Annotated in this window: 19 protein-coding genes and 1 pseudogene; 10 read left to right on the top strand and 10 right to left on the bottom strand. The window is 68.2% G+C overall.

The annotated features are described in order from the left end of the window. The 3 genes from AC1D1S_RS00495 to AC1D1S_RS00485 form a co-directional block, all read right to left on the bottom strand. Window positions 1–1,974: a bifunctional sugar phosphate isomerase/epimerase/4-hydroxyphenylpyruvate dioxygenase family protein gene (locus AC1D1S_RS00495; protein ID WP_476993482.1), complete on the bottom strand. Its 1,974-nt coding sequence runs from the start codon at window positions 1,972–1,974 to the stop codon at window positions 1–3. Next, window positions 1,974–2,855 (bottom strand): shikimate dehydrogenase, encoded by an 882-nt coding sequence (locus tag AC1D1S_RS00490; RefSeq protein WP_459385915.1) that lies wholly within the window; start codon window positions 2,853–2,855, stop codon window positions 1,974–1,976. Before AC1D1S_RS00490 ends, AC1D1S_RS00495 begins: the two co-directional genes overlap by 1 nt. A 201-nt stretch (window positions 2,856–3,056) precedes the next feature. Beyond that, window positions 3,057–3,899, bottom strand: a complete 843-nt coding sequence (locus AC1D1S_RS00485) for an IclR family transcriptional regulator (protein ID WP_243178103.1) — start codon at window positions 3,897–3,899, stop codon at window positions 3,057–3,059. Between the two features lie 224 nt (window positions 3,900–4,123). Here AC1D1S_RS00485 and AC1D1S_RS00480 point away from each other — a divergent pair, with 224 nt between their 5' ends. Beyond that, the gene (locus tag AC1D1S_RS00480) at window positions 4,124–5,440 is read left to right on the top strand and encodes an MFS transporter (protein ID WP_243178104.1); all 1,317 of its coding nucleotides are present in this window, start codon (window positions 4,124–4,126) and stop codon (window positions 5,438–5,440) included. Between the two features lie 126 nt (window positions 5,441–5,566). On the opposite strand, the gene AC1D1S_RS00475 is transcribed toward AC1D1S_RS00480, so the two are convergent. Then, on the bottom strand, window positions 5,567–6,652 hold the full coding sequence (locus tag AC1D1S_RS00475; RefSeq protein WP_476993481.1) for an ATP-dependent DNA ligase: 1,086 nt from the start codon (window positions 6,650–6,652) through the stop codon (window positions 5,567–5,569). Window positions 6,653–6,770: 118 nt separating this feature from the next. Between AC1D1S_RS00475 and AC1D1S_RS00470 the strand changes: the two genes are divergently transcribed. The 3 genes from AC1D1S_RS00470 to AC1D1S_RS00460 all read left to right on the top strand — a co-directional run bounded on the left by AC1D1S_RS00470 (window position 6,771) and on the right by AC1D1S_RS00460 (window position 9,889). Next, window positions 6,771–7,769 carry a TIGR03885 family FMN-dependent LLM class oxidoreductase gene (locus AC1D1S_RS00470; protein ID WP_476993480.1) on the top strand — a complete coding sequence of 333 codons (999 nt, stop codon included), beginning with the start codon at window positions 6,771–6,773 and terminating at the stop codon, window positions 7,767–7,769. Next, on the top strand, window positions 7,766–9,499 hold the full coding sequence (locus tag AC1D1S_RS00465; protein WP_476993479.1) for an alpha-amylase family protein: 1,734 nt from the start codon (window positions 7,766–7,768) through the stop codon (window positions 9,497–9,499). The genes AC1D1S_RS00470 and AC1D1S_RS00465 overlap by 4 nt, the downstream gene beginning before the upstream one ends. Before the next feature lie 153 nt (window positions 9,500–9,652). Further along, window positions 9,653–9,889, top strand: a complete 237-nt coding sequence (locus AC1D1S_RS00460; protein ID WP_018775353.1) for a hypothetical protein — start codon at window positions 9,653–9,655, stop codon at window positions 9,887–9,889. A 4-nt stretch (window positions 9,890–9,893) separates the two neighbouring features. Here the strand turns inward: AC1D1S_RS00460 and AC1D1S_RS00455 are convergent, their stop codons facing one another. The 3 genes from AC1D1S_RS00455 to AC1D1S_RS00445 all read right to left on the bottom strand — a co-directional run bounded on the left by AC1D1S_RS00455 (window position 9,894) and on the right by AC1D1S_RS00445 (window position 11,639). Then, a complete protein-coding gene (locus AC1D1S_RS00455) occupies window positions 9,894–10,208 on the bottom strand; it encodes a MoaD/ThiS family protein (protein ID WP_476942811.1) in 315 nt (104 codons plus the stop codon). A 15-nt stretch (window positions 10,209–10,223) separates the two neighbouring features. Further along, a complete protein-coding gene (locus AC1D1S_RS00450) occupies window positions 10,224–11,348 on the bottom strand; it encodes a WD40/YVTN/BNR-like repeat-containing protein (RefSeq protein ID WP_243178108.1) in 1,125 nt (374 codons plus the stop codon). 78 nt (window positions 11,349–11,426) lie between these two features. Beyond that, on the bottom strand, window positions 11,427–11,639 hold the full coding sequence (locus AC1D1S_RS00445) for a hypothetical protein (RefSeq protein WP_028277621.1): 213 nt from the start codon (window positions 11,637–11,639) through the stop codon (window positions 11,427–11,429). Between the two features lie 150 nt (window positions 11,640–11,789). Here AC1D1S_RS00445 and AC1D1S_RS00440 point away from each other — a divergent pair, with 150 nt between their 5' ends. The 4 genes from AC1D1S_RS00440 (at window position 11,790) to AC1D1S_RS00425 (ending at window position 15,530) form a co-directional block, all read left to right on the top strand. Continuing rightward, entirely contained in the window at window positions 11,790–12,287 is a 498-nt protein-coding gene (locus AC1D1S_RS00440) for a universal stress protein (protein WP_476946304.1), read from the top strand. Window positions 12,288–12,526: 239 nt separating this feature from the next. Next, window positions 12,527–12,862, top strand: coding sequence for a metal-sensitive transcriptional regulator (locus tag AC1D1S_RS00435; protein ID WP_243178399.1), 336 nt, complete (start codon window positions 12,527–12,529; stop codon window positions 12,860–12,862). 67 nt (window positions 12,863–12,929) lie between these two features. Continuing rightward, window positions 12,930–13,160: a heavy-metal-associated domain-containing protein gene (locus tag AC1D1S_RS00430; protein WP_243178110.1), complete on the top strand. Its 231-nt coding sequence runs from the start codon at window positions 12,930–12,932 to the stop codon at window positions 13,158–13,160. Between the two features lie 72 nt (window positions 13,161–13,232). Further along, window positions 13,233–15,530 (top strand): heavy metal translocating P-type ATPase, encoded by a 2,298-nt coding sequence (locus AC1D1S_RS00425; RefSeq protein WP_476993478.1) that lies wholly within the window; start codon window positions 13,233–13,235, stop codon window positions 15,528–15,530. 27 nt (window positions 15,531–15,557) lie between these two features. Here the strand turns inward: AC1D1S_RS00425 and AC1D1S_RS00420 are convergent, their stop codons facing one another. Then, window positions 15,558–15,830 (bottom strand): DUF2277 domain-containing protein, encoded by a 273-nt coding sequence (locus AC1D1S_RS00420; protein ID WP_028277626.1) that lies wholly within the window; start codon window positions 15,828–15,830, stop codon window positions 15,558–15,560. A 41-nt stretch (window positions 15,831–15,871) separates the two neighbouring features. Between AC1D1S_RS00420 and AC1D1S_RS00415 the strand changes: the two are divergent. After that, window positions 15,872–16,030: pseudogene (locus tag AC1D1S_RS00415) on the top strand (suppressor of fused domain protein); the annotation flags it as partial. 18 nt (window positions 16,031–16,048) lie between these two features. Here the strand turns inward: AC1D1S_RS00415 and AC1D1S_RS00410 are convergent. Next, window positions 16,049–17,002: an EamA family transporter gene (locus tag AC1D1S_RS00410; protein ID WP_243178401.1), complete on the bottom strand. Its 954-nt coding sequence runs from the start codon at window positions 17,000–17,002 to the stop codon at window positions 16,049–16,051. 240 nt (window positions 17,003–17,242) lie between these two features. Here AC1D1S_RS00410 and AC1D1S_RS00405 point away from each other — a divergent pair, with 240 nt between their 5' ends. Beyond that, window positions 17,243–17,785: a CGNR zinc finger domain-containing protein gene (locus AC1D1S_RS00405; protein WP_476993477.1), complete on the top strand. Its 543-nt coding sequence runs from the start codon at window positions 17,243–17,245 to the stop codon at window positions 17,783–17,785. A gap of 97 nt (window positions 17,786–17,882) precedes the next feature. Here AC1D1S_RS00405 and AC1D1S_RS00400 read toward each other — a convergent pair whose 3' ends face one another. Then, the gene (locus AC1D1S_RS00400; RefSeq protein WP_043436409.1) at window positions 17,883–18,245 is read right to left on the bottom strand and encodes a hypothetical protein; all 363 of its coding nucleotides are present in this window, start codon (window positions 18,243–18,245) and stop codon (window positions 17,883–17,885) included. Window positions 18,246–18,261: the final 16 nt, after the last annotated feature.

Raw genomic sequence — 18,261 nt, 5'->3', positions numbered from 1 at the left:
TCAGGAAGTACGGGTCAGCTGGTGCAGGTGGTCGTACTGGACGGCGTGCCGCACCGGGGCGTTCGGGGCGCCATAGCCGTCGTAGGCACCGCGGCGCTCCACCATTTCGAAGAACACGCTGCCCACGGTGGCGGTGTAGAAGTGCAGGAACTCGCCGTCGGCATCGCGGTCATAGAGCAGGTTGAGCTCACGGAGCGTGGCCAGGAATTCCGGGTCCAGAGCGAACCGGGCGTCGAGATCCTCGTAGTAGTTCGCGGGGATCTGCAGGAAGTCCAGTCCGCGGTCCCGTGCGGACCGGGYCGTGGCCACGAGGTCTTCCACGGCGAAGGCGATGTGCTCCTGGTAGCCGGGGCGGTGGCCGGTGCCGGCAGTCCCTTCCTGCTGGATCAGCGGGGCCAGGTTCAGCACCAGGCGGACGCCGCGGTCCTGCGTCAGCATCACCTGGGACCGGACCAGCCCGGTGGGGCTGGCCACCTCGGCGAACGGCTGCGGTTCCAGTGCGAGGGCGCTGGTGTAGAAGAGCACGGCCTCGTCGAAGTGCTGCCACGGCTGCGCGAGGTTCACGTGGTCGATCACCGCGGCCGGGTGCTCTGCCGGGTCCGCCGCGGCGACGTCCAGGCCGTCGCCGAATTCCCGGGTCCACGCGGCGGTGCCGTCCGGGCTGCCCTGGCAGAGGAAGATTTCGGTGGAGTCCGGCGCGGCGAAGCCCTGGAAGACTTCCTCGTTGGCCTGGCTCTTGCGCGGCACGGCGGGGGCCTTGAGCTGCTGGGCGCGGGCGGCGGCGATAACGGGAGAGTCGACGTCGAAGCCCAGGGCGGAGATGGCAGGGGCGGCGGGAGCCGGCTGGCCGGTACCGGCGGCAGCGGTCGCCGTGCCGATGGCTGCCGGTTCTTCATTGATGATCACGCGCGCGTGGCCCATGGTCCACAATTGCACATCCTTCGTGCGATGCCGCCCGTTGAACGCAAACCCCAGCTGGCCCAGCAGGGTTTCCAGTCCGGCGGTGTCACCGGCCCGGACCTCGGCGAAGTTGAAGCCGGCGGGCTCGGCCACGCGGGGAAGCGTGGCCAGCTCCATGGGGTAGCGGCGCCGGGCACCGGACACCGGGCCGGCCGCCCCGCTGGTCATCCCGCCTGCTGCATTCGCCGGGTTTGCCTCGAGCCAGGCGGCGCTCTGCTCTTCGAGCCAGATCAGCGACCGCATGGCGTCGACGGCGGTGCGTTCGACGTCGGCCTGGCGGAAGACGTCGTTGAACACTTCCAGCGACACCGGTCCCGTGTAGCCCGCGCGGACCACGTGGCCCATGAACTTGGCGAGCTCGAACTGGCCCTCCCCTGGAAACACCCGGTAGTGCCGGCTCCAGGACAGCACGTCCATGGACAGCTTGGGGGCATCGGCGACCTGGACGAAGAAGATTTTCTCCGGGTCGAAGGCCTCGATCGGCGCGGTATCCCAGTCCCGGGAGAGGATGTGGAAAGAGTCCAGGCAGGTGCCCAGGTTGGGGTGGTCCACCATCCCAACCAGCCGGTGGGCGTGCTCGTAGTCGTTCACGTACTTGCCCCAGGCCAGGGCCTCATAGGCGACCCTGACGCCGTGGTCACCCGCGAGGTCCGCGAGCCGGGAAAGCTGTGCGGCGCGGAGCTCGTCATCGTCGATCGTGGCGGTGCCGACGTTGGAGCAGAGCAGCATGGTGTCCATGCCCAGGCGGGACATGAGCCGGAACTTGGCGTCCGCGCGGCGCAGGTTGGCGGCGAGCAGGTCCTCGGGAACGCTGTCGAAGTCCCGGAAGGGCTGGTAGAGATCCAGGTTCAGGCCGAGGTCGGCGGCCAGCTTCCGGACGTCCTCCGGGCTCAGCGGGGACGTCACGAGGTCCTGTTCGAAGATCTCGATCCCGTCGAAGCCGGCCACCGCGCAGGCCTGCATTTTTTCCCGCAAGGTGCCGGCGAGGCAGACGGTGGCGATCCCGGTGCGCATCAGGCGGGCACCTCTTCCGCGGCCACAAGTTCCAGGAAGTGGGAGCGCATGCGGTCGGCGTCAGCCTGGCGCCCGGTGAAGATCCGGAAGGCATCCGCCGCCTGGCCCACGGCCATCCGGCCGCCGTCGAGCACCTCGCAGCCCTTGGCGCGCGCCTCGCGGACGAGCTCTGTTTCGATCGGCCGGTACACGATGTCGGCCACCCAGTGCCGGGACTCCACGAGGGACATGTCCAACGGAACCCCCGGATGGGCGGCCATGCCCACGGGGGTGCAGTGCACCAGGCCGTCGGCCTGCGGCATGAGCTGCGGGAGCTCCGCCGTCGTCCGGGCGGTGACGGTCCGGTCCGGGAAGAACCCGGCGAGCTCGGCCGCCCGGGCGGCGGACCGGGCCGCGTCGGTGTCCACGAGGTCCAGCTCGCGGACCCCCGCGGTGAGCAGGGCGTAGGCGACGGCGGAGCCGGCGCCGCCGGCTCCCAGCTGCACCACGCGATCCAGGGCGGCGCCGGGGAGCCCGGAGGCCAGCGCCGCGGCGAAGCCGGAGAAGTCGGTGTTGTGGCCGATGAAGCGGCCGTCGCGGATCACCACGGTATTGACGGCGCCCAGGCGCCGGGCGTCGGCGGAGACCTCATCCAGGTACTCGAGCACGAGCTGCTTGCAGGGGTGCGTGATGTTCAATCCGTTGAACCCGAGGCTCCGGGCGCCGGAAAGCAACTCCCCCACGGCCCGGCCGGGCAGGCCGAGTTCGGTGAGGTCGATGGGGCGGTAGAGGTACCGGAGGCCCTGCACGTCGCCCTCGCGTTCATGCATGTAGGGCGTGAGGGAGGGCATGACGCCGTCTCCCACGAGGCCCACGAGGAAGGACTCTGCTCGATTGCTCATCCAGTTTGCTCCTTTGACAACGGCACTCGGCGGGCGGCGACGCTTGCGGCGTCCGCGGCGGGCCGGGTGATAGGGATTACATTACAGACTTTGTTCACATGTTGCACTGTTGTTCGAATGACGAACATATTATTACGCCGCCGGCGTGTTTCGGCGCCCGCTTTCATGACGCCCGCTTTCATGACGCAGKCTGGTCGGCCGTCACCGCTGGGGCAGCCGGGCCGACAGCTCGGCGGCCGCCGCCTGCAGCAGCGGCACGAGGGCCGCGAGGGCCTCCATGCTCAGGCGGAAGACCGGGACCGCCGTTGCCAGCGAGGCGAAGGCGTGCCCCTGGGCGTTGAAAACCGGGACGGCGACGGCGCGCATGCCGAGTTCGTTTTCCTCGTCCATGGTGGCGAAGCCCTGGCGCCGGACCTGCTCGATTTCGGCCCGGAAAGCCTCGCGGTCCGTGATGGAGAGCGCCGTCAGCGGCTCCAGGGGCAGTTCCTCGACGAGCTGGGCGCGGGTGGCGTCGTCGGCGAACGCCACCAGTGCCTTGCCCACTGAGGTGGTATGAAGTGCCCCGAGATGCCCGGGGTCGCTCGTGACCCGGAACGTCTGCGGGCCGTCCACCTTGTTCACCGTCAGGTGGTGGATGCCGTCCCGCACGGAGAGGATCGTCGCCTCACCCGTTTCCTCGGTCACGCGCCGCAGGATGGGCAGCGCCGTACCCGCGAAGCCGTGGTGGTTGGAGACGCGCTGGCCAAGCTGGAAGACCCTCAGCCCCAGGTGGTAGCGGCGGCCGTCCGGCTCGTAGTCAACGAAGCCGTCCCGCGTCAGGGAGCCGAGCAGGCGGTACGTGGTGCTGAATGGCAGATCCGCGCGGCGGGAGATCTCCGCGGCGCTGGCACCCCGCGGCTCGTCGCCCAGGAGGACCAGCAGACCCAAGGCCTTGCCCACCATGTCCGTCCGCGAGTCCTCCCTGGCGGCCTTTGCAGGCTTCGAAGGGACTTCCGCCGGATGCCCGGAAGCGGCGGGAACTTCTGTGGTTTGATTCACACTCATGCATCGATGTTCCCACATAGTGAGAGCTATTTCTAGATGGTGATTATTTTTGTTGACAAGTGACTGCGCTCACAGCATGATTGCTACATCGCACAAGTAGCTTCCACCATGTGGCTACTAGTCCGGGTCTTTCCACGGACCTCCGGCTGCACCACACTTAAGCAAGCGGCAGCCGAGACCTTCCTGATCCATCCGCGACAACGTCGTCACACCAAAGGAACACCATGAGCCACACTGTCCCGTCCACGACGCCGGGTATAACCACAGGAGGGACGCCGAAGAAGGCGGCCCTTGCCAGCTTCCTGGGCAGCGCCGTCGAGTATTACGACTTCTTCATCTTCGGTTCCGCAGCCGCGCTGATCTTCCCGCATGTCTTCTTCCCCGACGCGGACACCAACGCGGCGATCATGTCGTTCGCCACCTTCGGCTTTGCCTACATTGCCCGCCCGGTCGGCGCCGTTATCCTCGGCCACTTCGGTGACAGGATAGGGCGCCGGAAGGTCCTCATGTTCACGCTGTTGCTGATGGGCGCCTCCACCTTTGCCATCGGCTGCCTGCCGGACTTCAAGACGGTCGGCTGGTGGGCCCCTGTCCTGCTGGTGCTGGCGCGTCTCTGCCAGGGCTTTTCCGCTGCCGGCGAGCAGGCCGGCGCCTCGTCCATGACGCTCGAGCACGCCCCGGACAACCGCCGCTCCTTCTTCACCTCCTGGACCCTGACCGGCACCCAGGGCGGCCAGATCCTCGCCGCCCTCGTCTTCATCCCGGTCCTCGCCCTGCCTGACGACATCAAGTACACGATCGGCTGGCGCATCCCGTTCTGGCTCAGCGCCGTGGTTGTGCTGGTCGCGTTCTTCATCCGCCGCACCCTGCACGAGCCGCCGGCGTTCGAGGAGGCCCAGAAGACCAAGCAGATCTCCAAGCTCCCCGTCGCGGACCTCCTCAAGAGCCACTGGCGCGATGTCCTGCGTGTCATCGCCTGCGCCTTCATCGCCGCCGTGTCCACCGTCTTCGGCACCCTGGCCATCAGCTACGCCAAGAACGTCGCCGGCGTGGACGGCACCACCACCCTATGGCTCGTCGTCGGCGCCAACTTCATGGCACTGGGCACCCAGCCGCTCTTCGGCATGCTCGCCGACAAGATCGGCCGGAAGCCCGTCTTCATCTACGGCGCACTGTCCAGCGCAGCCCTGACCCCGGTCTTCCTGCTGAGCCTCGAATCCGGCAACGTCGCGCTGATGTTCCTTACGGCAATCGCGTTCTTCTCCTTCGGCTACGCTGCGGCCAACGCGGTCTGGCCCTCCTTCTACGCCGAGATGTTCAGCACCAACGTCCGCTTCTCCGGCCTCGCAATCGGCACCCAGCTGGGCTTCCTGATGGCCGGCTTCGCCCCGGCGATCGTGGCGGCCATGGGCGGCATCCAGCCCGGCGGCTGGGTCCAGATCTCCATCTTCACCGCAATCATCTGCCTGATCGCCACGGTCGCGGCGCTGACGGCCAAGGAAACGTTCCGGGTCCCCACCAAACAGCTCGGCCAGCAGTAGCCCCGCACCGACAGCGGATTTCAACCGCACTTCCGCACCGCTTTTCCGCATTAACGACGGCGGCCCGTCCCTTCGGGGGGCGGGCCGCCGTCGTTAATGCGTTGAGCGGGTGAGCGGGCTACCCGGTTAGCGGGCGGCGCCCAGTACCGCGGCGAGATCGAACTTCACCGGTTCCTCCAGCTGGTCATAGGTGCAGGAGCGCGGATCACGGTCCGGACGCCAGCGCAGGAACTGGGCTGTGTGCCGGAACCTTTCGCCCTCCATATGGTCATACTTCACTTCCACCACGCGCTCGGGCCGCAGCGGGGTGAAGGACAGGTCCTTGCCGCCGCTCCACCGGCTTCCCTCGGCCTTCCGCGGAGTGCGCGCCCCCTCCTCCTGCCGGGCCCAGGCCCAGGGGTGGTCGTCAAAACCGGTGACCAGCTCCTGCAGCTCGGCAAACAGCTCCGCGCGCCGGGCCATCGGGAAGGCTCCCACCACGCCGACGTTCGCCAGCACCCCGGCGTCGTCGTAGAGCCCCAGGAGCAGTGAGCCGATCCGGTCCGGACCGGAGGTGTGCACGCGATATCCGGCCAGCACGCAGTCCGCCGTCCGTTCGTGCTTGACCTTGACCATCGCRCGCTTGTCCGGCTGGTAGCTGCCSTCCAGCGTCTTGGCCACRATSCCGTCSAGTCCGGCGCCCTCGAACTGCCGGAACCAGCGCTGCGCCGTGTCCCGGTCGGAAGTCGCGGCTGTGAGGTGGACCGGCGCCGCGCTGGCTGCCRGTGCGCGCTCCAGCTGCCGGCGGCGCTCGGAGAAGGGTTTGCCCGTGAGATCCTCGTCGCCGAGGGCCAGCAGGTCGAACGCCACGAAGCGCGCCGGGGTCTGTTCCGCGAGCAGCTTCACCCGGCTGGCGGCCGGATGGATGCGCTGCTGGAGCGCGTCGAAGTCCAGCCGGTCCCCGGAGGCCGCCACCAGGATGATCTCGCCGTCCACCACGCAGCGTTCCGGCAGCTCCGACTTCAGCGCCTCGACAAGCTCGGGGAAATAGCGCGTCATCGGCTTGCCGTTCCGGCTGCCGATCTCCACCTCGTCGCCGTCACGGAAGATGATGGAGCGGAAACCGTCCCATTTCGGCTCAAAGAGCCAGCCCGTTCCGGCGTCCGGCGACGGCAGCGCGGGGAGTGCTTTGGCCAGCATGGGCGCAATGGGAGGCATCAACGGCAGGTGCATAGCGCCCATTCTTGCGCCGCGGACCCGGCACCGCCACCCCCACGCCGTGGCTTCTCGCGAGGGGCTCCTCAACTGGGGGCTCCTCGACACGGCCCGGCCCCGGCGGTAAACATGGGTGATGGCTACCATCGGGTTCCACGCCTCGCATGAACAGATCAGCCCCCGCCGCCTCCTGCAGGACGTTCAACTGGCCGAGCAGGCAGGCTTCGATGCCGCCATGTGTTCGGACCATATTGAGCCGTGGTCCGCCCGGCAGGGCCACTCCGGGTTCGCCTGGTCCTGGCTCGGGGCCGCGCTGGCTACCACCGGTCTGCGCTTCGGGGTGGTGACGGCGCCCGGGCAGCGGTACCACCCCGCGATCATCGCGCACGCCTCCGCCACCCTGGCGGACATGTTTCCCGGCCGCTTCTGGATGGCCCCGGGCAGCGGCGAGTATATGAACGAGCACATCACCGGCCAGGCCTGGCCGCCGAAGGAAACGCGTCAGCGCCGGCTGGAGGAATGCGTAGACATCATCCGCCGGCTCCACGCCGGCGACGTGGTCACGCACCACGGCCTCGTCACGGTGGAGCAAGCCCGGATCTGGGATGTTCCGGAGACCAAACCGCCGATCATTGCCCCGGCGGTGAGCGTGGAAACAGCGCGCCGTGCAGCGGACTGGGCCGACGGACTCGTCACCGTCAACCAGCCGGCGGGAAAGCTGAAGGACATGGTGGCGGCGTACCGGAACGCCGGTGGCCGCGGGCCGGCAGCCCTCCAGGTCCACCTGTCCTGGGCGCCGACAGAGGCAGAGGCCGTCGCGATCGCCGAGGACCAGTGGCGCACCAACGTCTTTGCTCCGCCGATTCCCTGGGACCTGCCCACGGCGGCCCATTTCGACGGTGTCAGCGCCGGTGTCCAGGAGGACCAGGTGCGGGCGGCCGTCAACGTCTCCGCCGATGCCGGGCGGCACGCCCAATGGCTGGCCTCCTATCTGGACCTCGGGTTCGATGAGCTGTACCTGCACTTTGTCGGCCAGGAGCAGACGCCGTTTATCGAGACCTTCGCCGAGCACGTCCTCCCCCAGCTCCGCCCGGCGGCGGGACCGGCTCCGTTCGGAACGGACGGTGCGCTGTGAGAATCGCCGAGACCTCGGACCTCTGGTGGAAGAACGCGGTGATTTACTGCCTGGATCCGGAGACGTTCTTCGACGGCGACGGCGACGGCACCGGAGATTTCGGCGGACTGATCCAGCGGGTGGACTATCTTGCCGCGCTCGGCATCACGTGCATCTGGCTCATGCCCTTCTACCCTTCCCCGGACCGCGACGACGGCTACGACGTCACCGACATGTACGGCGTGGATCCCCGGCTCGGAAGCCTGGGTGACCTGGTGGAATTCATCCGCACCGCCCACGACCGCGGCATCCGGGTGATCGCGGACTTTGTCATCAACCACACCTCCGACCGGCACCCGTGGTTCGTCCAGGCGCGCAAGTCCGTGGACAACCCCTACCGCGACTACTACGTCTGGCGGAAGGACACGCCGCCGGACACCTCGGACCAGGTGGTGTTTCCCGGCGAGGAAACGTCCATCTGGACCCAGGACAAGGCCACCGGTGAGTGGTATCTGCACATGTTCGCCAAACACCAGCCGGACCTGAACGTGATGAATGCCAAGGTGCGGGACGAGATTGCGAAGTCGATGGGATTCTGGCTTCAGCTAGGCCTGGACGGGTTCCGGCTGGACGCGGTGCCCTTCTTCCTGGAGCTGATCGGCGAGCCCAAGGATGAAGCCGCGAAAATCGACCCGCACCAGTACCTGAGCGCCCTGCGCAGCTTCCTCAACCGCCGCCATGGCAGTGCGGTGTTGCTGGGCGAGGTCAACCTTCCATACAAAGAGCAGCTGAAGTACTTCGACGGCCCGGCCGGCAACGAGCTGAACATGCAGTTTGATTTCCTCTCCATGCAGAACATGTACCTGTCACTGGCCCGACAGGACGCCCGGCCGCTGGCCCGGACGCTCGGCAGCCGTCCGAAGATCAATCCCGACAACCAATGGGCCATGTTCGTCCGGAACCACGATGAACTCACCCTGGACAAGCTCAGCGATGCCGAACGCGAGGAGGTCTTCGCGGCCTTCGGCCCGGATCCCGATATGCAGATGTACGGCCGCGGACTGCGGCGGCGGCTGCCCACCATGCTCGGCGGCGACCCGGCCAGGATCCGCATGGTGTACTCCCTGATGTTCTCGCTGCCGGGCACCCCGGTGCTCTTCTACGGCGAAGAAATCGGGATGGGCGAAGACCTGCGCGCGAAGGGCCGCTCGGCCGTCCGCTCTCCCATGCAGTGGGACCACACCGAAAATGGCGGCTTCTCGACCGCCCCGCCGGGGGACCTCGTCGCCCAGCCCGTGGACGGACCGTTCGGGCCGGCGCGCATCAACGCCGCGGCCGCAAAACGGGATCCCGATTCGCTGTGGAACTTCATCGCGACGCTGATCCAGCGGTACCGGGAATGTCCCGAGCTCGGCTGGGGCAGGTTTGCCCTCATCAAGCAGGCCTCACCGGCGGTGTTGCTGCACCGCTGCACGTGGGACGGCTCCACGGTGGTGGTCGCCCACAATTTTGGCGCCGAGCCGGCGTCTGTGACGGCCTCGGTGGTCCCGCCGGAGGGCGAGGAAGGCGGCCCGGGGGGTCCGGACGGGAAGGACGCGGCGGGGCAGTCCTACGCCGGGGCCGTGCTCCGGGATCTGCTCGGCGGCGAGGACATCCCGCTCTCCGACGACGGCGCCTTCGAAGTCCCGCTGGACCGCTACGGGTACCGGTGGCTCCGGGTCGAGCGCCCGGGCGAACGCCAGCTCCCCTGAGGGCGCACCGCAGCCCTGATGGGGGCCGGTATCCGTTGCGCCCCCGAAATCTAACCGGCCCCTTACCGTGCCGAAACGCGGACGCAACATTGGCGCAGGAGACTGGAAGTGCCGGCAAGAGCAGGCACCGACTCCAGTCCAGGAGGCCCCGCCATGTTGAAGGAAGCGAAAGCCCATGTAACCCGCGTCCGCGCGCTCGACCAGCTGCACCGCGGCGATGAGATCGAGGCCCGCCTGCGGGTGGGCCCGAACTACGATGACGTCGTGATCCGCCGCGGCAGCGTTCAGGAAACGGCCCCCGGAATCGGCGTCGTCTGGATCATGGACCGCCACACAGGCATGCGCAAGGCCATCAACGCCGACGAATGCAGCGTCTGGCGGGTCGCCTGAGGCGTCAGCCTCCGGCCACCGACTGGATGATGAGGACTTCCTGGCCCGGCGCCACGGCAGTCACCAGACCCTGCAGCCGCCGGATTTCATTCCCGTTGACGTATATATTCACGTAACGGCGAACAGTTCCGGTCTCGTCCCGCAACCGCCGCGACAGCGCCGGATAGCCCCCGGTCACCGTATCCAGCACCCACTCCACCGTCACCGCTGCCTCGGCGGGCGCAGTCAGGATGGACTGCCCGCCGGCGAGCGGTTGGAGGACGCTGGGCAGGACCACGCTGATCACCGAGTCTGCCGGCATGGCGTCGCCGCTGTTCATGCGCTTTTTACCCCTTCACGCCTGCGCCGGGAGCAGGGCAGTGGAGACCACGGCTGCCCGCACGCACAGCACGTCCGGCAGGTGCGAGGCGACCTCGGTAAAGTGTTCTCCCTCGTCAGCGCTGGCGTAGACACTGCCGCCGCGCGTCCCGAAGTAGACGCCCGCAGGCTCCGCGCCGTCGACGCTGGCAGCATCACGGAGCACTGCGTTGTACTCGGCTTCCGGCAGCCCGGCATCGAGCCGTTTCCAGCTGGCGCCGGCGTCATCGGTCCGGTGCACGGCCAGCTTCCCTTCCGGAGGGATACGTTCGCCGTCAGCCTTCAGCGGGACCACCCAGGCGGTACCGGCCCGGCGCGGATGCGTCAGCATCACAAAACCGAAGTCCGCCGGCAGCCCTTCGGCGATCGACTCCCACGATTCGGCGTCGTCGTCGCTGCGGTACACGCCGTGATGGTTTTGCGCGTACAGGCGGCCGTCGACGGCGGCGTCGGCCGCGATCTTGTGGACGCACTGGCCGAATTCCGGGTTGGGATCCGGCATGAAGTACGCGGAAATTCCCTTGTTGCGCGGCTCCCAGGAGGCGCCGCCGTCGAGCGAGCGGTAGACCCCTCCGGTGCTCATGGCGACGTGGACTTTCTCGCCCGTGGGGTCGACGACGATTGAGTGCGCCGCAGCGCCGCCATAGCCTGCGCCCCATTCGCTGCGGTGCGGATGGTCCCAGAGGCCGCGGTTGAGCTCGAAGTGCTCGCCGCCGTCGGTGGATTTCCAGACCGAGATCGGTTCGCAGCCCGCCCACACGACGCCCGGGCGGGAGCCGGCGTCGGGATAGATCTGCCAGATCCGTTCCAGGGCGGCGTCGGTGCCGTCGGGGAACGTGATGGCGCCGTTTTCGGGTTCGGTCCAGGATCCGCCGAGATCATCTGAGTGGAAAACCGTGGGACCCCAGTGCTCGGAGCGGACCCCCACCAGGATCCGGGTCCTGTCATCGCGGGTATCGATGGCGATGCTGGGCACCTCACTCATCAGAAAATGCGGGCCGGACAGCGACCAGTCCTTCCGGTCCTGGCTGGTCGCCAGCCAAAGGCCTTTCTTGGTCCCGATCGCCAGGACGTAACTCTCTGCAGTAGCCATGGGGTCCATGCAACCATCCCCGCCGGAAGGCCGCAACGGTTTTCTCCCGGCGCCCGCCGGCCTGCGCTGCCGCGCCGGTGGCATCTTTCAGTCGACGAACTCCGACTGCGTCTCGATAAAGTCCCAGTCCGCGGCAGTCAATACGGCCGCGCCGGCGGCGGACGGTTCAGCCGGACCGGGCCCGCCGGCATCCGCGATTCCCCGCTGCACGGCCTCGGGCAGTTCGATGGTCCGCAGGTTTTCCCGAAGCCATTCTTTGCTCGCCAAATCCAGATCCAACCACCACATGTAGATCTCCACGGCGGCCACCTCCTCCTGTGTTCTTCAACCGTAGGCCCCACCCCCGGGCTGTTCAAGGGAGGCTGCGGCAAACGGCGCCCGCACCGCCCCGGGCCGGCAGACGGGAAGTAAGCCCCTGTTCAGGGCCGCACCCCGGCGCCAGAATGAAGTATGCCTGACGACTCCGCCCACGGCCCGGCGCCCCTCGTGGTGGGTGTGGTTCCGGGACAGTATCCGGAAGTGCTGCAGACGGCGGCATCCCTCGCGAAGTCCCTCGCCGCGCCCTTGATCTGCGCCTATGTGGACGAGGCCAGCTACCTCGTGGAGTGGGATCCGGCGCGGTCCGCGCACCGCCTGTCCCTGCATCCGGACGCGGACGACGCCCGGATCCGGGCCACCGCCCAGGAGCTGCGTTCCGTTGTTGAGGCACTCTGCGTTCCCCTGGGCATCGACTGGACGCTGCGCACCCTGGCCGGGGATCCCGCCCGGGCGATCGGCAGGCTGGCCGCGGACACCAACGCATCCATGATCGTGGTGGGGACCCCCGAACGGGGCATCGGCCACCGCATCTCCGCCGCGTTGAACGGCTCCGTGGCGGCATGGCTCAGCCACCATCAGGAACGTCCGATCCTGATCGTTCCGGCCGTCGCTCCGGCCGGAAGAAAGTAAAGCGAAAGTACTTATTCAGAGCGCTGGTGTTACCCCACTACCGGCGAGTAAGCTCGATCTGTAGGCCGGAGGAACGGCCTACCCCAAAGCTGCTCCGGAGTGCGTATCCCCCAATAACGCACTCCGGAGCTCTTTGTTTTGCGCAAACATTCCACATGCTGCGCCGGCCGCGCCGCGGGCTTGAAACATACCCCTGGGGGGTATATGTTGAGGGCATGAGCGAGTCAGAAGTCCCCGGCATGGCGCGTCTGGACACTGTTCCCCTTGACGCCCCGCCCCCTGAACACGGCTACACGTCCAACAAGGACGCCTACCTTCGCCGTCTCAAGCGGATCGAAGGGCAGGTCCGCGGCATCGCCCGGATGGTTGACGAGGACAAATACTGCATCGATATCCTCACCCAGGTCGCCGCCGTCACCAAGGCCCTGCATGCTGTGAGCCTCGGGCTTGTCGAAGAGCACATCGGCCACTGCGTTGTCGGCGCCGCCGCCGAGCCGGATCCGGAGCTTCGGGCGGAGGCCATCGATGTCAAAGTCAAGGAGGCCACCGATGCCATCGGACGCCTGCTCCGCTAGTACCCGTACCACCCACCACACCACCGGGCCGGGGAACCACACCCGGCCCAGCGACAAGGAGCATCCCATGGCCCCCGTTTCCACCACCGTCAACGTTTCCGGCATGACCTGCGGCCACTGCGTGTCCTCTGTCAGCGAAGAACTTGAGGCGCTCTCCGGCGTCGAAAAGATCGACGTCGACCTCAACGCCGGCGGCATCTCCACCGTCACGATCACCTCCAGCGAAGCACTGTCCTCCTCCGAAATCGGCGAGGCAATCGCCGAAGCCGGCTACCTCGTGGTCGCCAGCGAAGCCTGAGTGACAACAGCGCCGGGCGGGCGCAGACACCGGAACGGCAGAAAACCAATCGAGCGGAAAAAGAAGGGCGCCGTGAGCAGCGAGCAGTTGTTGGACCAGGCCGGGAGCCGTGTCATCGACCTCGATATCGAGGGCATGACGTGCGCTTCCTGCGTCAACCGGGTCGAGCGCAGGCTCGGAAAGCTCGACGGCGTCGAGGCCAGCGTCAACCTGCCCCTCGAGTCCGCCCGAGTCAGCGTCCCGGCGGACATCACCGACGACCAGATCACCGCCATTGTCGCGGCTGCGGGCTACAAGGCCACGGTCCGGTCCGCCAGGTACCCGGGCACGCCGGTGGAGGACGCAGGACTCCTGGCCGGCACCGAATTTCCGGCCGGCACAGCCGCACCCTCGCTTCGCCCGCGGCTGGTTGTGGCGGCCGTACTCACCGTCCCGGTCTTCGCAATCTCGATGATCCCGGCATTCCAGTTCCCGAACTGGGGCTGGGTGGCCGCGATCCTGGCCCTGCCGGTGGTTGCCTGGGCGGCGTGGCCGTTCCACCGCGCCGCGGCCATCAACGCGCGGCATCTGGCCTCGACCATGGACACCCTGGTATCCATCGGCGTGATTGCCGCCTACTCGTTCTCGGTTGGGCAACTCCTTGCCGACCCGGGCATGACCGAACATCCCGCAGCGGAGGGCATGGGCTCCGGCGGCCTGTACTTCGAGGTCGCATCCGTGGTCACCACGTTCCTGCTGCTCGGCCGCTACCTCGAGGCCAACGCCAAACGGAGGGCGGGCGACGCCCTTAAGGCCCTCCTGGACCTGGGGGCAAAAGACGCTACTGTCCTGCGCGGCGGCACCGAGCACAAGATCCCGGCCGACCAACTGGCCCTCGGAGACGTGATCATGGTCCGCCCCGGCGAGAAAATCGCCGCCGACGGCGTCGTCATCGACGGTACCTCTGCGGTGGACGCCTCCCTCGTGACTGGCGAATCCGTGCCCGTGGAAGTCGGCCCGGACAGCCAGGTCACCGGGGCCACCATCAATACCTCAGGCCGGCTCCTGGTCCGCGCCACCCGCGTCGGGTCCGAGACCACCCTGGCCCAGATGGGCAGGCTCGTCTCCGCGGCGCAGACCGGAAAGGCACCCATCGCCCGGCTCGCCGACCGCATCAGCGCCGTCTTCGTACCGGTCGTCCTGGTCATCGCCGCCCTCACCTTCGGGGCCTGGCTGATTGCGGCCGCACCGGCCGTCAGCTCCGACGAGGTCCGGGCCGCCTTCACCGCCGCCGTCGCCGTGCTGGTCATTGCCTGCCCCTGCGCCCTCGGGCTGGCCACCCCCGTCGGACTGCTGACCGGGACCGGGCGGGGCGCCCAGCTGGGGATCCTGATCAAGGGTCCGCAAGTCCTCGAGGACACCCGGACGGTGGACACGATCCTGCTGGACAAGACCGGGACCGTCACCACCGGCCGCCTTGCCGTGGACGGCGTCCAAAGTTTCGGGCCGCACAGCGAAGCCGAGGTGCTGCGCCTGGCGGGGGCAGTGGAAAACGCCTCCGAGCACCCGATCGCCCGGGCCATCRCCGCTGCGGCATTGGCCGCGGAACGCTTGAACAACGACGGCGCCGGCCTCCCCGCCGTCGCCGGCTTCCGTTCCGCGCCCGGCGGCGGCGTCGATGGCACGGTCGACGGCCGGCGCGTGGTCGCGGGGCGCACCGGCTGGCTGCTGGAGTCCGGCGTCGCTCCGGCCCCGGCTCAGGTCGAGGCGCTGGGTACTGCCGAAGACTCGGGCGCCACGGCCGTCTGGGTTGCCGTGGACGGCGAGACCGCCGGAATTATCAGCCTGCGGGACACCGTTAAGCCCGGCTCCGCGGCCGCAGTTGCCCGGCTCCGGGAGCTTGGGCTCCGGCCGATCCTGCTGACCGGCGACAACGCCGCTGTGGCTGCCCAGGTGGCGGCCGCCGTCGGGATCAGCCCGCGCGACGTCTTTGCTGGTGTGCTCCCGGCGGGCAAGGTTGAGGCCGTGCAGAAGCTGCAAGCAGCCGGCGCCACTGTGGCCATGGCAGGGGACGGCGTCAACGACGCCGCGGCGCTGGCGCAGGCAGACCTGGGCATCGCCATGGGCTCCGGCACCGACGTCGCCATCGAGGCAGCCGATCTGACGGTGATGGGCAACGACCTCGGACAGGTGGCGCAGGCGATCGAGCTTTCCCGCCGGACGCTCGGCACCATCAAGACGAACCTCTTCTGGGCCTTCTTCTACAACGCCGTGGGCATCCCGGTGGCAGCCCTGGGCCTGCTCAACCCGATGATCGCCGGCGCCGCCATGGCCGCCAGCTCCGTGCTGGTGGTGGCCAACTCGCTGCGGTTGCGCAGCTTCGGGAAGTAATCCGGCCTTAGCCCGGGCGCCCCCGCCTCAGGCCGCGCCGTAGCGGATGGCGGCCCTGGCTTTGGCTTTGGCCGCTTCCTCCCCGCGGTCCTTTGCCGGGGCGTGGGTTACCAGAGAGTCGAGGAGGTGCTGCGTCGCATGGGCAATCTCATGCACGGCCCGGTTGAAGGCCTCCTCGTTGGCCTTGGACGGCTTGGTGCTGCCGCTGATCTTGCGCACGTATTGCAACGCGGCGGCCTCCACCTCCGCGGTGGTGGCGTGGGGTTCAAAATTGTGGAGGGTCCGGATATTTCGGCACATATCTCCATGCTAAGGGCGGTCTGCCCTTCAGGTCATGGCTGATGCTCGAAAGAACGGACGATTTCATTCCACCGCTGCAGCTCGACAACGGGCGCCACGTTGTCTTCCTGGACGCCACACCGGTCTACCCCGAAGAAGCCTGGCACTTGAAGGATCATGGCCTGGCGGGGCTTTTTGATCTCTGGGATGAGGACCCCCGAGACTTTACGGACAACCGCCTACGGCACGGGCTCGCAGTCGTTCGCGTGGTCCAGCGCTGCCGCGCCGGTGCCGGACGGGGCCCGGAGCTCGTCCAGCCGGACCAGCACCACCCCGCCGACGATCAGCAGGCCGCCGAGGAGCTGGATGGGTCCGGGCAGTTCGCCGAGCAGCAGCCACGCCCAGATGACGGCGAACAGCACCTCGGTGAGCGAGACAAAGGACGCGACTTTCGAACCGAGTGCCCGCGCGGCGACAATTCCGGACACGTACGCCACCACCGTGGCCAGGACCACGAGGCCGCCCAGCGCCACCCACCACGGGGTGACCCAGGGCCCCAGGCGGGTGTCGGCCGTGCTGAAGGCCATCGGCAGCAGCCCGGTTGCCGCGGCAAGCCACATGACGACGGCGCCCACCATGAGCCCGCCGGAGGCCAGCAGGATGGGCGGCAGGGTGTCGTTTTCCTTGGCCGTGATGAAGAAATAGATGGCCAGGCACACCGCGGCCGCGATCCCCCACAGCACCCCGATGAGGTCGATCTTGACGGCTCCGGTGAGGTCCAGGACCAGGATCAGTCCGCCGAGGGACAGGAGAGTGCCGGCAATGGTCAGTGGCCGCGGCCGTTTCCGGCTGGCGGCCCACAGCCAGAGGACGATCAGCACCGGCGCCAGGTACTCCAGCAGCAGGGCGACGCCGACCGAGAGCCGGGATACGGCGTTGAAATAGAACAGCTGGCAGGCGGCGACGCCGATGAATCCGAACAGCAGCACGGTCAGCCAGTTGTCCCGGAGCTGGTGCCAACGCCCGCGCAGGGAGGGAATGGCGAAGACGGCCAGAATCAGGGCCGCACCGGTAAGCCGGGCCGTGACGGCCGCCCCGGGAGTCCAGCCCGTTTCCAGGAGCGCCTTGGCGAATGATCCGGAGAGCCCGAACACCGCGGACGAAAACAGGGCGACGCCCAGGCCCGATGCCATGAACCCGGATGGTGCGGCGGCCCGCGTGGTGCTCTGCCTGGCGGCCTGCTTGCCTCCCCGTTTGCCGTCGAGTTTGCTTCCCTGCGGGGTGCCGCCCGGTTCGGAGGCAGACCGCTGGGCGGCAAGGTCTCGGACCGGCGTGGCGACGGGGCGCTGGGGGGCAGACACGGGCATTCTCCTGTCAGGAGTAAAGTAGGGTTATGCTCATGACATTACGCCCCGGCAAGGTAAGGAGTCAAGATGGTTTTTGCCCCTGACACGGAAGTTGCCCTGCGTTCTGTGGTCAACCTCATCAACACCGCGGCCAACGGCGAGGAACATTTGGCCACGGTCAGGGATCTGGACGCCTTCCTGGAGGCCGAGGGCTTCACCGGTTCCCGCACCCGGGACGGGGCGGAGCTGGCCAGCGTGCTGCGGCTCCGCGGCGAGCTCGCCGAGCTCTGGCAGGCCGAGGAGTCGGCAGCCGCGGAGACCGTGAACCGGCTGCTCCGGGAGGCCCGGGCGCTGCCCCAGCTGGTCAAGCACGAACCCTGGGACTGGCACCTGCACGCCACCACCCCGGAGGCGCCGCTGGCGGACCGGATGAGCACGGAGGCGGCCATGGCAATCGTGGACGTGATCCGCAGCAAGGAAATGGACCGCCTGCTGGTGTGCGCCGCGGACGACTGCGACGCCGTCGTGCTGGACCTGAGCCGCAACCGCTCGAAGCGCTACTGCGACACGGGAAACTGCGCCAACCGCGCGCACGTGGCCGCGTACCGGGCCCGCAAAGCCGCGTCCTGACGCCGAAGGTGCCGGCGGAGGGGCCCGCGGCGCCGGGCCCCGCTGTCAGGCCGGCCTGTCGGGCCTCAGTGTGAGGCCACGCTGCTAGGCCTCGTTGCTAGGCCTGCGGGCCGCCGTCCCGGGAATCGCCGGGGCCGGCCTCGGGCCGGGGCTGCGCTGACGGGCCGCCATGGCCGGAGGGCGTGCGCTTGGAACTGAGGTTGACGCCGGAGCCCTTCCCCAGGTCAGCGGGATTCTCCTTGTGGCTCATGGCCAGCATGGCGGCCACCACCAGGATCACAATAAAGGCGATGCCGGCGCCGATGAGCGCCAGATCGAACCGGGGCGAGCGGGCGCTGCCGCCCGAGGCGAAGATCAGGACGCCGAAGAAAACCACCACGGCCCAGAACGCGGAGAACATGAGCGGTCCCTTGACCGAGGTCCGCAGGCTGCGGGGCGCTCCGGGTTTCTGCTGTGCCAACGTGTTTTCCTCCTGC

Source organism: Arthrobacter sp. P1_A5 (assembly GCF_056406825.1).
This window is presented reverse-complemented; position numbering and strand designations above follow the sequence as displayed.

Coding starts and splice junctions, on each gene's coding strand:
- AC1D1S_RS00490 (WP_459385915.1), bottom strand. CDS start 2,855: ATGAGCAATCGAGCAGAGTCCTTCCTCGTGGGCCTCGTGGGAGACGGC.
- AC1D1S_RS00485 (WP_243178103.1), bottom strand. CDS start 3,899: ATGAGTGTGAATCAAACCACAGAAGTTCCCGCCGCTTCCGGGCATCCG.
- AC1D1S_RS00480 (WP_243178104.1), top strand. CDS start 4,124: ATGAGCCACACTGTCCCGTCCACGACGCCGGGTATAACCACAGGAGGG.
- AC1D1S_RS00470 (WP_476993480.1), top strand. CDS start 6,771: ATGGCTACCATCGGGTTCCACGCCTCGCATGAACAGATCAGCCCCCGC.
- AC1D1S_RS00460 (WP_018775353.1), top strand. CDS start 9,653: ATGTTGAAGGAAGCGAAAGCCCATGTAACCCGCGTCCGCGCGCTCGAC.
- AC1D1S_RS00455 (WP_476942811.1), bottom strand. CDS start 10,208: ATGAACAGCGGCGACGCCATGCCGGCAGACTCGGTGATCAGCGTGGTC.
- AC1D1S_RS00450 (WP_243178108.1), bottom strand. CDS start 11,348: ATGGACCCCATGGCTACTGCAGAGAGTTACGTCCTGGCGATCGGGACC.
- AC1D1S_RS00440 (WP_476946304.1), top strand. CDS start 11,790: ATGCCTGACGACTCCGCCCACGGCCCGGCGCCCCTCGTGGTGGGTGTG.
- AC1D1S_RS00435 (WP_243178399.1), top strand. CDS start 12,527: ATGGCGCGTCTGGACACTGTTCCCCTTGACGCCCCGCCCCCTGAACAC.
- AC1D1S_RS00430 (WP_243178110.1), top strand. CDS start 12,930: ATGGCCCCCGTTTCCACCACCGTCAACGTTTCCGGCATGACCTGCGGC.
- AC1D1S_RS00420 (WP_028277626.1), bottom strand. CDS start 15,830: ATGTGCCGAAATATCCGGACCCTCCACAATTTTGAACCCCACGCCACC.
- AC1D1S_RS00410 (WP_243178401.1), bottom strand. CDS start 17,002: ATGGCATCGGGCCTGGGCGTCGCCCTGTTTTCGTCCGCGGTGTTCGGG.
- AC1D1S_RS00405 (WP_476993477.1), top strand. CDS start 17,243: ATGGTTTTTGCCCCTGACACGGAAGTTGCCCTGCGTTCTGTGGTCAAC.